We start from the raw sequence: 13,429 nt of genomic DNA on the forward strand, positions 1-13,429 counted from the left end.
CCGCCATGGGTAGTCCTTGTAACAGCCCGCTTCGGCTGTCAGCGGTTTACCCATTTTGGAGAAACATACTGATGAACATCACCCAACTGATCTGCCTCAGCGGTTTGCTCGCCGCCAGCGCCACGACCTTTGCGCAAAGCAGTTATCCCGACGCGATCAAAGTCCCGGATGGCCACAAGATCGCGATGGAAACCACTGGCGTCGGCGAGATCACCTACGAATGCCGCGACAAGGCCAATGCCCCGGGCCAGACCGAGTGGACCTTCGTCGGCCCGAAAGCGGTGCTCAATGATCGCAGCGGCCAGCAGGTCGGCACCTACTTCGGCCCGCCGGCCACCTGGCAGGCCAAGGACGGGTCGAAGGTCACTGGCACGCAATTGGCCGTGGCGCCGTCGAGTCCGGGCAACCTGCCCTATCAATTGGTCAAGGCTAATCCTGCCGAGGGTAAAGGCGCGATGACGGGCGTCAGCTACATCCAGCGTGTCGCGCTCAAGGGCGGCGTGGCGCCGGGCAGTGAATGCACGGCGGCGAACAAGGGCAAGCAGGAAGTGGTGAAGTACCAGGCCGACTACATCTTCTGGGCCGCGAACTGACCCCTCAGGCTCAACATCAATCCCTGTGGGAGCTGGCTTGCCAGCGATGGCGTCGCATCAGTCAATATTTTCGTCACTGATACGCCGCCATCGCGGGCAAGCCCGCTCCCACAGGGTTCTGTGTTGTTTTGGGGAATGTGAGCTAGATTGCACGACATGCCTTTAGCCGAACCCGTGTTTGATTACGAAGCCCGTCTCGCTGCCTGTGCCCGCGGCGAGCGCTCGGCCCTGCGCGATTTGTATGTGCAGGAAGGTCCGCGTCTGCTCGGCGTGGCCAAGCGGCTGGTGCGCGATACGGCGCTGGCGGAGGACATCGTCCATGAGGCCTTCATCAAGATCTGGAACGGCGCGGCGGGGTTCGACCCGGCGCGCGGGTCGGCACGCGGCTGGATGTTCAGCGTGACCCGGCATCTGGCGCTGAACCTGCTGCGTAATCAGGGTCGCGAGACGTCGCTTGGCGCTGAGCATGAAACGGCCGCTGATGCTGATGACTTTGAGGCCCAGGCGCATTCGGCGCGCATCAACCGCTGCCTGGAACAACTTGATCCGCAACGGCGACGCTGCATCCTTCACGCCTACGTCGATGGTTATTCTCACGCGCAGATTGCTACGCGTCTCGACACGCCGCTGGGCACGGTCAAGGCGTGGATCAAGCGCAGCCTTAACGCTTTGCGGGAGTGCATGGGATGACCACGGAATCGGCGCAGGAACGTGATGAGCTGGCCGCTGAGTATGTGCTCGGCACGCTGTCGGCCGAGCAGCGGATCGAGGTGCAGCGACGCTTGCCGCATGAGCCCGAGTTGCGCGCGGCGGTGGATGCCTGGGAGCGACGCCTGCTGGAGCTGACGGATTTCGCCGCGCCACAACAGCCGTCGGCGCGGCTGTGGCCGCGCATCGAACGCAGCATCAACCGACTGACGCAGCCAGCGCCGTCGACTTCATGGTGGAATCTGTTACCGCTGTGGCGCGGATTGAGCGCGGTGGGCCTGGCGGCGACGTTGATCCTGGGGTCGATCCTGTTGACCCAGACCACGCCGAAACCGAGTTATCTGGTGGTGCTGGTCGCGCCGCAGGACAAGGCGCCTGGGTGGGTGATTCAGGCGAGCAATTCGCATGAAATTCAGTTGATTCCGCTGGGGGTGGTCGAGGTGCCGGCGGACAAGGCGCTGGAGTTCTGGACCAAGGCCGATGGTTGGCAAGGGCCGGTGTCGTTGGGGTTGGTCAAACCCGGGCAGGCCTTGTCGGTGCCGCTGGACAAGTTGCCGCCGTTGCAACCAAACCAGTTGTTCGAGCTGACGCTGGAAGGCGCCGGCGGTTCGCCGATCGGCAAACCGACCGGGCCGATCCAGGCGATCGGCCGCGCCGTCAAAGTATTGTGATACCCCCTGTAGGAGCTGCCGCAGGCTGCGATCCTTTGATCTTGCTTCTGAAAAACCAGATCAAAAGATCGCAGCCTGCGGCAGCTCCTACACGAACCATCATTGGCGTCGATGTTTACCATCACGGCAATGAAGTTCTCATAAAAAATCCCCGGCGTAAGATCGGCTCCATACCAACCAATAACACCCCGGAGCAAACATCATGAAACGCCAAACTCTTCTCAGCATCGCTTTCTCGGTTTTCGCAGTAAACGCTTTCGCCGCTACCCCGGTTCACACGATGATCGCCGCTGACGGCTCGGATCGTCTGTACCAGAACGCTGTCGCTGCTGATGGTTCGGATCGTCTGCAGGGCAACACCGTTGCGGCTGATGGCTCGGATCGTCTGCAAGGCAACACCGTCGCCGCTGATGGCTCCGATCGTCTGCAAGGCAACACCGTCGCCGCTGATGGCTCTGATCGTCTGCAAGGCAACACCGTCGCCGCTGATGGCTCCGATCGTCTGCAAGGCAACACCGTAGCGGCTGATGGCTCGGATCGTCTGCAAGGCAATACCGTTGCAGAAGGTGGTTCGGATCGCCTGCTCGAACGCCGCGCTGTCTGAATGATTGCGCTGATCGCAACAACCCAGAAAAACCCGGCATCCCCTGCCGGGTTTTTTATGTCCGTGTGATTATCCGCCCTTGGCCATGCAGCGTTTGTAACGCTCATCCACGCGCTTGGCGAACCACGCCGTGGTCAGTTTGCGGGTGATTTTCGGGCTTTGCAGGACGATGCCTGGTAGGACCGCGCGCGGCAGCGTCTTGCCCTCGGCTTTTTCCGCCAACTCAAACACCCGTTGATAGAGCTTCGTCTCTTCGAATTCGAGGGTTTTGCCCTTTTCCAACTGATCACGAATGGTCGGATTACGCATGCCGAGCGACTTGCCAAGGGTGCGCACCGCCAGCTCCGTGCCGCCGGGCATGATCGAGTCATAACGAATCAGATCGCCGTCGAGTGCCAGCGGGATGCCCGAGGCGCGGCTGACTGCGTTCTGGAATGCGGCATTGCGGCTGGCGTACCAACCGGCGTTGAAATCGGCGAAGCGATACAGCGGCTCGCGATAACTCACCGGGTAACCGAGCAAGTGCGCGATGCCGAAGTACATGCCACCGCGGCGGCTGAACACTTCGTGGCGAATGCTGCCGTCGACCGGGTACGGATAGTCCTTGGCGTGCTGTTCGGCAAACTCGATGCTGACCTGCATCGGCCCGCCGGTGTGGACCGGGTTGAAGCCACCGAATAGCGTACGGCCCATCGGTACCCTGCCGATGAAGTCATCGAAAATCGCGCTCAATTCCTTCTCGCTGCGCGCGGCGTTGAGGCGTTCGCTGTAGGTCTTGCCAGTGGTCGAGCGCACTTGCAAAGCGCCGCTGACCAACAGGCTGGGGATGTGCACTTTGCCGGCGCGACGGTCGATTTCGTCGCGGGCAATCTTGCCGAGGCCGGGCACCGTGGGGTCGGCCTGAAAGGTCGATTCCTGTTCAGCCACCGCCAGCACCGAGCACAGATTCTGTGTGGTCGGGCTGATGTCTTGCGCGGCAAATGCGGCGAAAATGTCGGTGGCCCAGCCCTGACGATCCGCGACCTTGGCCGGCATCAGCCGGACGATTTCAGCCTTCACTTCAGCAGGCGCACGGGGCACCGGTTCGCTGCTGCGCTGCCCCGCGCAACCGGCGAGGCTCAACACTGCGGCGAGGGTCATGAGTAATCGCATCTTGCTCCATCCAGTCCACTAAGCCAGAACCACCATACACAATCCCTGTAGGAGCTGCCGCAGGCTGCGATCTTTTGCCTTTGATTTTAAAAAACCGGATCAAAAGATCGCAGCCTTCGGCAGCTCCTACAGGGTGTCATGGGGCGTAGTGACAAACTGATTGCAAAACGTTACTGAGAAAACCTATCATTTGCGCCTGGAGTCGCATTTGCGCAAGGAGTTCCCGCGCCGCCCTAACTTTTTCCCAATGGCCGTGCGCCTCCAGGTAAAAAAATGCCCGCTCCAGTTCGACTCGCCGTCCCGTTTCGCCCGACGCTTCTCGCCCTGCTGTGCTCTCTGACGGTCACCGCTCACGCCGCTGAAGGCGATAACAAAGAGCTGGTGCTCGACAACGTCAACATCAACGCACAAGCCCCGACGCCCGATGCCCTGCCCCCGGTTTACGCCGGTGGTCAGGTTGCTCGCGGCGGCCAGTTGGGCGTGCTGGGCAATCAGGACATGATGGACGTGCCATTCAGCGCCGCGTCCTACACCGAGCAACTGATCCAGGATCAGCAAGCCGAAGACGTCGCCGACGTGCTGCTCAACGATTCATCGGTGCGCCAGGCTTCCGGTTTCTCCAACCAGGCGCAGATCTTCATGATCCGTGGTCTGCCGCTGACCGGCGATGACATTTCCTATAACGGCCTCTACGGCGTGCTGCCACGGCAGATCATTTCCACCGATGCGCTGGAGCGCGTGGAAGTGTTCAAAGGCCCGAATGCCTTTATCAACGGTGTGACCCCGACCGGTTCCGGCATCGGCGGCGGCGTCAACCTGCAACCAAAACGCGCCGGTGACGTGCCACTGCGCCGCTACACCACCGACATCAACAGCGAAGGCCGCATCGGTCAGCACTTCGACATCGGTCAGCGTTTCGGTGAAGACAACCGCTTTGGTGCGCGGGTCAACCTGTCGCAACGCGAAGGCGACACCGCCATCGATCACGAAAACCAGCGCTCGAAACTGTTTGCCATCGGCCTCGATTATCGCGGCGATGCACTGCGCGTTTCCGGCGACTTCGCCTACCAGAAAGAGCGCGTCAACGGTGGCCGCAACTCGGTCAACCTCGGCACTGCCACGCACATTCCGGACGCACCGTCGGCCGACACCAACTACGCGCCGAAGTGGGGCTACACCGACATCGAAGACACCTTCGGCATGCTACGCGCCGAGTACGACCTCAACGACAACTGGACCGCCTACGCCGCCGGTGGCGCCAAGCACACCCGTGAAGTCGGGCGCTACAACTCGACCACGCTGGTGGGTAACAACGGTGCCTCGAACACCACCGGCTCGTTCATTCCGCACGACGAAGACAACACCAGCGTCATGGCCGGCCTCAACGGCAAATTCACCACCGGCCCGGTCAGCCACAAGCTCAACTTCGGCCTGACCGGCATCTGGACCGAACAGCGCAGCGCTTACGACTTCGACCTGACCAAGTACGCCAACAACATCTACCACCCGGTAGAAACGCCATCGCCGGTCGGTAACTTCGCCGGCGGCGACAACAGCGATCCGGGCATTACCGGCAAGACGTTCAACCGCAGCGCGGCGATTTCCGACACCCTCGGCTTCTTTGATGATCGCCTGCTGATCACCGCTGGCCTGCGTCGTCAGCAACTGGTGGTGCAGGGTTACAGCTACGCCAGCTACGGCAGCGGCCCGCGCTCTTCCAGTTACGACGAATCGATCACCACGCCGGTCTACGGCATCGTCTTCAAGCCGTGGGAACACGTGTCGTTCTACGCCAACCACATCGAAGGCCTGGCGCAAGGTCCGACCTCGCCGACCACCTCCGGCTCACGCGTCGTGATCAACGGCAACGAAGCCTATGCACCGGCACGCTCCAAGCAGACCGAAGCCGGGGTAAAAGTCGACATGGGCACTTACGGTGCGAGCCTGGGTGTTTATCGCATCGAACAGCCGAGCGACGGTTACTCGGAAATCATCGACGCCAACACCTCGCGTTATGTGCGTGAAGGCGAGCAGGTCAACAAAGGCGTGGAAATGAACGTGTTCGGCGAGCCGATCAGCGGTCTGCGCCTGATCAGTGGCCTGACCCTGATGGATACCGAACTGAAGAACACCCAGAACGGCGCCAATGACGGCAACCGTGCGATCGGCGTACCGACCTTCCAGTTCAACGCTGGTGCCGATTGGGACGTGCCCGGCCTGCAAGGCGTAGCGCTGAACGCACGGATGCTGCGCACCGGTGGTCAATACGCCGATGCGGCGAACAACCTGAGCCTGCCGACCTGGAACCGTTTCGATGCGGGTGCGCGTTATGCGTTCAAGGTTTCGGAGAAAGACGTGACCGTGCGTCTGGGCGTGGAAAACCTGGCGAACAAGAAGTACTGGGAATCGGCTCAGGGCGGTTACCTGACACAGGGTGAACCGCGTGTGGCGAAGTTGTCGGGCACTATCGACTTCTAAGCGTCACCGTCATGTAAAAAGGCTCCGTGGCTTTGATCGCTGCGGGGCCTTTTTTGGTTTTTTTTGGGGGGGTCTGGCCTCATCGCGAGCAGGCTCACTCCTACATTTGATCCAGGTACATCAAGCCTGTAGGCGTGAGCCTGCTCGCGATAGCGGTTGAACTGGCCAGCCCGTCCTTCTGATCCATACTTGCTGCACAGCAACAGGAGGACAGGCCCATGAACCGCAGCGACGTTCTGATCATCGGCGCCGGCCCCACCGGGCTGGTGTTGGCCCTGTGGCTGAGCAAACTCGGCGTGCAGGTGCGCATCATCGACAAGACCTCTGCACCTGGCACCACTTCGCGGGCGCTGGCGGTGCAGGCGCGGACGCTGGAGTTGTATCGGCAACTGGACCTGGCCGACACCGTGGTGCGCAACGGTCACCGGGTGGCAGCGGCGAATTTCTGGGTCAACGGCAAACCGGTCGCACAGTTGCCGCTGAACCGCATCGGCGAGGGCCTGACGCCTTACGCGTTCGTCGAAATCTTTGCGCAGGATGAGCACGAAAAACTACTGATCGAACGTCTCGAAGATTATGGCGTGACGGTTGAACGCAACACCACGCTGGAAAGCTTCGAAGAAAGTGGCGACGGCATCACCGCGCATCTGCGTCTGCCCGATGGCGAACAGGCAATTTGCCAGGCGTGTTATCTGGCAGGCTGCGACGGTGCCCGCTCGGTGGTGCGCAAAAGCCTCGATGCAGGATTTCCCGGCGGCACTTACCAGCAGATTTTCTATGTCGCAGACGTGCAGGCCAGCGGCCCGGCACTGAATGGCGAACTGCATCTGGATCTCGACGAGGCCGATTTTCTCGCGGTGTTTCCACTGGCCGGCGAAGGCCGCGCGCGGCTGATCGGCACCGTACGTGATGAACGCGCGGAGCGTGCCGAAACCCTGGCGTTTTCCGATGTCAGCAGCCGCGCCATCGAGCACCTGAAAGTCCATATAGAAGACGTGCACTGGTTCTCGACCTACCGCGTGCATCACCGCGTGGCCGAACACTTTCGCAGCGGACGCGCGTTCCTGCTCGGCGATGCTGCGCATGTGCACAGCCCGGCGGGCGGTCAGGGCATGAACACCGGCATTGGCGATGCGATCAATCTGGCGTGGAAACTCGCGGCGGTACTCAGCGGTGGTGCCGAGCCGGGTCTGCTCGACAGCTACGAAACCGAGCGCATTGCCTTCGCGCGCCGGCTGGTGTCGACCACCGACAAGGTGTTCAGTTTTGTCACTGCCGAGGGGCGTCTGGCCGATCTGCTGCGCATGCGCGTGGCACCGTTTCTGATCCCGAAAATGGCCGCGTTCGAAGCCAGTCGCGAGTTCCTGTTTCGCACGGTGTCACAAGTCACCCTCAACTATCGCGGCATGCCGCTGAGCCAGGGTGCCGCCGGCCACGTCCACGGCGGTGACCGCTTGCCGTGGGCGCATGATGGCGAAGGGGATAATTACGAACCGCTACGCCAGCCCTGCTGGCAAGTGCATGTGTATGGCGACACCAGCGACGAAATGATTGCCTGGTGCCACGAGCATCATTTGCCGCTGCATGTGTTCGACTGGCGTCCGGCGTTTGAAACAGCAGGCTTGGGGCGTAACGGTTTCTACCTCTTACGCCCGGACACCTACGTGGCGCTTGCCGACAACAGCGCCGACCCGAAAGTGATCGAACGCTACTTCCGCGATCACGGCATCCGCCCTTTCTTCAACTGCCCCTGACCTAAGAACACCACAACCCCCTGTGGGAGCTGGCTTGCCAGCGATGACGTCAGCACAGTCAAAATCAATGTTGACTGATCCACCGCTATCGCTGGCAAGCCAGCTCCCACAGGGTTGTGCGGTGGTCTTTAGATCCCGGCCAGGGCCAGGTCCATCGCAAAGTAGGTGAAGATCAAATCCGCACCCGCGCGCTTGATCGCGCCCAGGCTTTCACGCACCACGCGATCTTCATCAATCGCACCGGCCTGCGCGCCGAATTTGATCATCGCGTACTCGCCGCTGACCTGATACGCCGACAGCGGCAGGTTCGAGGCTTGACGAATGTCGCGGATGATGTCCAGGTAGGCACCGGCCGGTTTGACCATCAGCGCATCCGCGCCTTCCTGCTCATCAAGCAACGATTCACGCAACGCTTCGCGGCGGTTCATCGGGTTCATCTGGTAGCTTTTGCGGTCGCCCTTCAGCGCGCTGCCACCGGCCTCGCGGAACGGGCCATACAGCGCCGAAGCGAATTTGGTCGAATACGCCATGATCGGAATCTGCGTGAAGCCGGCTGCATCGAGCGCCTGGCGAATCGCCCGCACTTGGCCGTCCATCGCTGCCGACGGCGCGATCACGTCAGCACCGGCACGCGCCGCTGCCACGGCTTGTTTGCCGAGGTTGATCAGTGTCTGGTCGTTGTCGACTTCATGGTTGTGCATCACGCCGCAGTGGCCGTGATCGGTGTATTCGCAGAAGCAGGTGTCGGACATCACGATCATTTCCGGCACGGCATCCTTGGCGATGCGCGACATGCGCGAGACCAGACCGTCTTCACGCCAGGTGTCACTGCCGTTGCCATCCAGGTGATGCGAGACGCCGAAGGTCATCACCGACTTGATACCCGCGCGGGCATAACGCTCGATTTCGCTGGCCAGTTTGCGCTCGGGAATACGCATCACGCCGGGCATGCTTTTGATCGGCACGAAGTCGTCGATTTCTTCCTCGACGAAAATCGGCAGGACCAGATCGTTCAGGCTGAATTCGGTTTCCTGGAACAGACTGCGCAGGCTCGCATTGCGGCGCAGACGGCGGGGACGTGCTTCGGGGAACTGGCTGGACATGAGGCTTTCCTGAAATCGGAAGATGAGACGAAAGTCGTAGGGGGCGAAGCTTATGCCTTGCGGGGGGCGGGGTACAAACCTGGATCAATCAAGAGTGCATTACCGGGCGCGCAACAATCCTTCAGAACACTGTAAATCCCTGTGGGAGCTGGCTTGCCAGCGATCGCGGTGGTTCAGGCAACACAGATGTCGACTGTGCCGGCGTCATCGCTGGCAAGCCAGCTCCCACAGGGTTATGTCTGTAGCCCGAAAATCAGGAGGGGATGGTCAGGCCGCGAATGACTGCCGGGCGGGCGAGGAAGCGCTCGAGCACGCGGGTGACGTTGGGGAAGTTCTGGATGCCGACCAGATCACCGGCCTCATAAAAGCCGATCAAGTTGCGCACCCACGGGAACGTCGCGATATCGGCAATCGTGTAGCGTTCGCCCATCAGCCAGTCGCGGCCTTCCAGGCGGGTATCGAGAACTTTCAGCAGGCGCTTGCTCTCATCGACATATCGGTCACGCGGGCGCTTGTCCTCGTAATCCTTGCCGGCGAATTTGTTGAAAAAACCGAGCTGGCCGAACATCGGGCCGATACCGCCCATCTGGAACATCAGCCATTGGATAGTTTCGTAACGCAGCGCGCCTTCCTGCGCCAGCAACTGCCCGCTCTTGTCGGCCAGGTAAATCAGGATCGCACCGGACTCGAACAACGGCAGCGGTTGGTCTTCCGGGCCATGCGGATCGAGAATCGCCGGGATCTTGTTGTTCGGGTTCAGCGACAGAAATTCCGCGGACAACTGATCGTTGCTGTCGAAAGCGACCTTGTGCGGCTCGTACGGCAGGCCGATTTCTTCGAGCATGATCGAGACTTTGACGCCGTTGGGGGTCGGCAGGGAGTAGAGCTGAATCCAGTCAGGGTACTGCGCCGGCCATTTATGGGTGATCGGGAACGCGGACAGATCGGTCATGGGAAGCATCCAGTCACAAATGAAAGCCTGATCATAATGTAGGAGCTGCCGCAGGCTGCGATCTTTTGATCTTGAGCCTTAGAGCAAGGTCAAAAGATCGCAGCCTGCGGCAGCTCCTACATGAACCGTAACATCCTGTGGTTAAGCTGCGACCAGACCGTTGAAGGTTGCCGCTAAAGTGCGGGATCGAACCAAATCGGCCTCAGAGGACTCTGAGCTATGCCTTTGTTGCAAAGGAAGCCGTTCACGACAGGGAAAACACCCGGTGCTGGGAGCCCGCGGTGTAAAGGTTTGTCCGCCTTAACCGAAATTGCTGAAGAACCCCTTATTCCATGACGAACTTGATAAGTTTCGCCAAACGCTTCAAACAACGCGCTTACGTGGTCCTGCCCTCCCTGCTGGCGGCCAGTGCGCTGTTTCTGTCGCTTGAATCCAGCGAAAGCCGCGCACAACCGGCGGATGGCACGCAGACGCTGGTGTTCCTGCGCCACGCCGAAAAGCCCGAGGGCGGTCTCGGCCAGCTCAACTGCCAGGGTTTGAACCGCGCCATTGACCTGTCGACGCTACTGCCGGAAAAATTCGGCAAAGCCGACTACGTGTTCGCCGCGAACCCGACGCGCAATGTCGAGGAAGGCGAGCTGGACAATTCCTACAGCTACATTCGCCCGCTGATGACCATCAGCCCGGCAGCGATCAAGCTCGGCTTGCCGGTGAACATCGAGTTTTCCGCCAATGACACCAGCGACCTGGCCCGCGAACTGCTCACCGACAAGTACCACAACTCGACGATTTACACCGCGTGGTCCCATGGTTATCTGCCGGAATTGATCAACAAGGTCGCGGGCACAGCGGTCGGCGGCAAGCAGAACATTACCGATGACTGGTCGGGCGACGATTTTGATTCGCTGTACGTGCTGACCCTGACCTGGCACAACGGCAAGGCCAGTTTGCAGAGCCACAGCTACAAGCAGGGGCTGGACCACGGCAAGGAAACCTGTCCGACCTGAGTCATTTGTTGCCTTTACGGGCCCCATCGCTGGCAAGCCAGCTCCCACAGGTATCGTGGATATACATAATATCTGTGTACATCCACGATACCTGTGGGAGCTGGCTTGCCAGCGATGAGGCCGGCAAAAACACTAGGAATCTTTCCGATTCACCCGCCCACGCAAATACTCGATCACCGCCCCGCTCTCCCCCGCAAACTCGATCCGCCCGCCCTTTTTCTCGCGCTGGAACACATACATCGGGTCGTAATACTCGCGCAGGAGCCCCTCGATCCAGCCGCGATGCAGATCCACTGCGCCGCTACGCCCTTGCTCGATCAACGCCGCTTCCATCAATAGCAACATGCGCTGATGACGCTCGCCCCCAAGGCGTTTCTGCACGTTGTTGAGGCTTTCCAGCAGCCGCTCCGAGAACAACGTGAACCCTTCCTCCCCGTGCACCGTCGAAAATTCCGCCGACAGATCCACCACGTAATCGCGCAGAATCCGCTCCACGCGATCGTCAAAACTGTCTTCCAGCCAGACCATCGGGTACTGCTGCATGCCCTGATACAGCGGCAGCGGCAAGGCGCAACTGCCGACCACCCGGCTCTCGTCTTCCAGCACGAACTGCTCGATGCCGGCAGCACGTTTCTTGAGGATGTCGATGGCCAGACGGTTTTCAAAATCGATGTTGGAGGGCTGCCCGGTAGCCCGTTTGCCGAAACTGGAACCGCGATGATTGGCGTGACCTTCCAGGTCCAGGCCGTTGCGCAGTTGCCCCAGCACTTCAGTCTTGCCGGTGCCGGTCATGCCGCCCAGCAGGACAAAATCACACTGGGCGATGGCCTGCTCAGTGGTGTCGATCAGAAAGTTGCGCATCGCCTTGTAACCACCGCCGACGCGCGGATAGTCGATACCCGCTTCGTCACGCAGCCACTGTTGAGTGATCTGCGAACGCAGGCCGCCGCGAAAACAATAGAGATAACCATCAGGATGGGCGCGGGCGAAATCGGCCCAGGCCTGGATGCGCTCGGCTTTCACCGCGCCGCTCACCAGTTGATGACCCAATTCGATGGCCGCCTGCTGACCGTGCTGCTTGTAGCAGGTGCCGATCTTCTGCCGCTCGATATCGGTCATCAGCGGCAGATTGATCACGCCGGGGAATGCGCCCTTGTGAAACTCGACCGGCGCACGGGCATCCATCAGCGGCCGGTCGTTGAGGAAAATGTCTCGGTAGTCAGTGCAGTCGCGGAGCATCAAATCACCTCGACTGCGTTCGTCTGTCGCTCAACCAGTTCGCCGATTGGCGCCAGCTTCAGGCCCAGTTCGGCGGCGACGGCAAGGAACTCGGTATCGCCTTCAGGGGTAACGGCAATCAGCAGGCCGCCGCTGGTTTGCGGGTCGCAGAGCACCCGTTTGTGCAGTTCCTGCACGCGGCCGACCTTGCTCGCATAGCTGTCGAAATTGCGCAGGGTACCGCCGGGCACGCAACCCTGATCGAGGTAATACTCGACGCTGTCCAGACGCGGCACCCGGTCATAAACGATGCGCGCCGTCAGCTTGCTGCCGTCTGCCATTTCCACCAGATGACCGAGCAGGCCGAAACCGGTGACGTCGGTCATCGCCGTGACGCCGGCGAGTTTGCCGAAGCGGCTGCCCGGTTTGTTCAGTGTGCACATCCAGTCACGGGCCACGCCGACGTCGGCGGCGCGCAACTTGCCCTTCTTCTCGGCGGTGGTGAGGATGCCGATGCCCAGCGGTTTGGTCAGGTACAACCGGCAACCGGCGGTGGCGGTGTCGTTGCGTTTCATGTGGCGTTTTTCCACCAGGCCGGTGACGGCGAGGCCGAAGATCGGCTCCGGCGCATCGATCGAATGCCCGCCTGCCAACGGAATGCCTGCCGCGTCGCATACCGCACGGCCGCCGCGAATCACTTCGCGCGCGACTTCCGGCGCCAGCACATTGACCGGCCAGCCGAGGATCGCAATCGCCATCAGCGGATCGCCGCCCATCGCGTAGATGTCGCTGATCGCGTTGGTGGCGGCAATGCGGCCGAAGTCGAACGGGTCGTCGACGATCGGCATGAAAAAGTCGGTGGTCGAGACCACGCCGCGCTCAGCATCGATTTCGTACACTGCGGCATCATCGCGCGAGGCGTTGCCGACCCAGAGTTTCGGATCAAGGTTCTGCGCACCGCTGCCGGCCAGAATCACCTCCAGCACCTGCGGGGAAATCTTGCAGCCGCAACCGGCGCCGTGGCTGTATTGGGTCAGACGAATCGGCTCGCTCATGGGGAAGTCTCAGGCTGTGAATGAGGCCGATTCTAGCAGAGCACGGACAGCCGGACTGAAAGCCAACAGATCAAAGGATCGCAGCCTGCGGCAGCTCCTACACAAATCCCATGTAGGAGCTGCCGCAGGCTGCG

At 60.9% G+C, this 13,429-nt stretch carries 12 protein-coding genes; 7 read left to right on the forward strand and 5 right to left on the reverse strand.

Annotation, left to right across the window (positions count from 1 at the left end; genetic code table 11):
• Nucleotides 1-71: 71 nt before the first annotated feature.
• The 4 genes from EJA70_RS19445 to EJA70_RS19460 all read left to right on the forward strand — a co-directional run bounded on the left by EJA70_RS19445 (nt 72) and on the right by EJA70_RS19460 (nt 2,576).
• Entirely contained in the window at nt 72-593 is a 522-nt protein-coding gene (locus EJA70_RS19445) for a DUF3455 domain-containing protein (RefSeq protein ID WP_008087420.1), read from the forward strand.
• 156 nt (nt 594-749) lie between these two features.
• Nucleotides 750-1,283, forward strand: coding sequence for a sigma-70 family RNA polymerase sigma factor (locus EJA70_RS19450; protein ID WP_158832840.1), 534 nt, complete (start codon nt 750-752; stop codon nt 1,281-1,283).
• Nucleotides 1,280-1,972 (forward strand): anti-sigma factor domain-containing protein, encoded by a 693-nt coding sequence (locus tag EJA70_RS19455; RefSeq protein ID WP_158832842.1) that lies wholly within the window; start codon nt 1,280-1,282, stop codon nt 1,970-1,972. Before EJA70_RS19450 ends, EJA70_RS19455 begins: the two co-directional genes overlap by 4 nt.
• 202 nt (nt 1,973-2,174) lie before the next feature.
• Nucleotides 2,175-2,576 carry a hypothetical protein gene (locus EJA70_RS19460; protein WP_158832844.1) on the forward strand — a complete coding sequence of 134 codons (402 nt, stop codon included), beginning with the start codon at nt 2,175-2,177 and terminating at the stop codon, nt 2,574-2,576.
• Between the two features lie 69 nt (nt 2,577-2,645).
• On the opposite strand, the gene EJA70_RS19465 is transcribed toward EJA70_RS19460, so the two are convergent.
• Nucleotides 2,646-3,728, reverse strand: coding sequence for a DUF1615 domain-containing protein (locus tag EJA70_RS19465; RefSeq protein ID WP_158832846.1), 1,083 nt, complete (start codon nt 3,726-3,728; stop codon nt 2,646-2,648).
• Nucleotides 3,729-4,001: 273 nt separating this feature from the next.
• Between EJA70_RS19465 and EJA70_RS19470 the strand changes: the two genes are divergently transcribed.
• Entirely contained in the window at nt 4,002-6,206 is a 2,205-nt protein-coding gene (locus EJA70_RS19470) for a TonB-dependent siderophore receptor (protein ID WP_158832848.1), read from the forward strand.
• A 218-nt stretch (nt 6,207-6,424) separates the two neighbouring features.
• Nucleotides 6,425-7,960 (forward strand): FAD-dependent oxidoreductase, encoded by a 1,536-nt coding sequence (locus EJA70_RS19475; protein WP_158832850.1) that lies wholly within the window; start codon nt 6,425-6,427, stop codon nt 7,958-7,960.
• A 128-nt stretch (nt 7,961-8,088) separates the two neighbouring features.
• Here the strand turns inward: EJA70_RS19475 and hemB are convergent, their stop codons facing one another.
• Complete coding sequence (hemB, locus tag EJA70_RS19480) at nt 8,089-9,063, reverse strand: porphobilinogen synthase (RefSeq protein WP_158832852.1); 975 nt, start codon at nt 9,061-9,063, stop codon at nt 8,089-8,091.
• A 253-nt stretch (nt 9,064-9,316) separates the two neighbouring features.
• The gene (locus tag EJA70_RS19485; protein ID WP_158832854.1) at nt 9,317-10,015 is read right to left on the reverse strand and encodes a glutathione binding-like protein; all 699 of its coding nucleotides are present in this window, start codon (nt 10,013-10,015) and stop codon (nt 9,317-9,319) included.
• A gap of 332 nt (nt 10,016-10,347) precedes the next feature.
• Here EJA70_RS19485 and EJA70_RS19490 point away from each other — a divergent pair, with 332 nt between their 5' ends.
• Nucleotides 10,348-11,022, forward strand: coding sequence for a hypothetical protein (locus EJA70_RS19490; RefSeq protein WP_008081474.1), 675 nt, complete (start codon nt 10,348-10,350; stop codon nt 11,020-11,022).
• 132 nt (nt 11,023-11,154) lie between these two features.
• Here EJA70_RS19490 and mnmH read toward each other — a convergent pair whose 3' ends face one another.
• A complete protein-coding gene (mnmH, locus tag EJA70_RS19495) occupies nt 11,155-12,261 on the reverse strand; it encodes a tRNA 2-selenouridine(34) synthase MnmH (RefSeq protein WP_158832856.1) in 1,107 nt (368 codons plus the stop codon).
• Nucleotides 12,261-13,295, reverse strand: a complete 1,035-nt coding sequence (selD, locus tag EJA70_RS19500) for a selenide, water dikinase SelD (protein WP_158832858.1) — start codon at nt 13,293-13,295, stop codon at nt 12,261-12,263. The genes mnmH and selD overlap by 1 nt, the downstream gene beginning before the upstream one ends.
• Between the last annotated feature and the right edge of the window lie 134 nt (nt 13,296-13,429).

It is taken from the genome of Pseudomonas sp. PB103 (assembly GCF_009764635.1).
Lineage (GTDB): Bacteria > Pseudomonadota > Gammaproteobacteria > Pseudomonadales > Pseudomonadaceae > Aquipseudomonas.

Coding starts and splice junctions, on each gene's coding strand:
- EJA70_RS19465 (WP_158832846.1), bottom strand. CDS start 3,728: ATGCGATTACTCATGACCCTCGCCGCAGTGTTGAGCCTCGCCGGTTGC.
- selD (WP_158832858.1), bottom strand. CDS start 13,295: ATGAGCGAGCCGATTCGTCTGACCCAATACAGCCACGGCGCCGGTTGC.
- mnmH (WP_158832856.1), bottom strand. CDS start 12,261: ATGCTCCGCGACTGCACTGACTACCGAGACATTTTCCTCAACGACCGG.
- EJA70_RS19455 (WP_158832842.1), top strand. CDS start 1,280: ATGACCACGGAATCGGCGCAGGAACGTGATGAGCTGGCCGCTGAGTAT.
- hemB (WP_158832852.1), bottom strand. CDS start 9,063: ATGTCCAGCCAGTTCCCCGAAGCACGTCCCCGCCGTCTGCGCCGCAAT.
- EJA70_RS19450 (WP_158832840.1), top strand. CDS start 750: ATGCCTTTAGCCGAACCCGTGTTTGATTACGAAGCCCGTCTCGCTGCC.
- EJA70_RS19475 (WP_158832850.1), top strand. CDS start 6,425: ATGAACCGCAGCGACGTTCTGATCATCGGCGCCGGCCCCACCGGGCTG.
- EJA70_RS19470 (WP_158832848.1), top strand. CDS start 4,002: ATGCCCGCTCCAGTTCGACTCGCCGTCCCGTTTCGCCCGACGCTTCTC.
- EJA70_RS19490 (WP_008081474.1), top strand. CDS start 10,348: ATGACGAACTTGATAAGTTTCGCCAAACGCTTCAAACAACGCGCTTAC.
- EJA70_RS19485 (WP_158832854.1), bottom strand. CDS start 10,015: ATGACCGATCTGTCCGCGTTCCCGATCACCCATAAATGGCCGGCGCAG.
- EJA70_RS19445 (WP_008087420.1), top strand. CDS start 72: ATGAACATCACCCAACTGATCTGCCTCAGCGGTTTGCTCGCCGCCAGC.
- EJA70_RS19460 (WP_158832844.1), top strand. CDS start 2,175: ATGAAACGCCAAACTCTTCTCAGCATCGCTTTCTCGGTTTTCGCAGTA.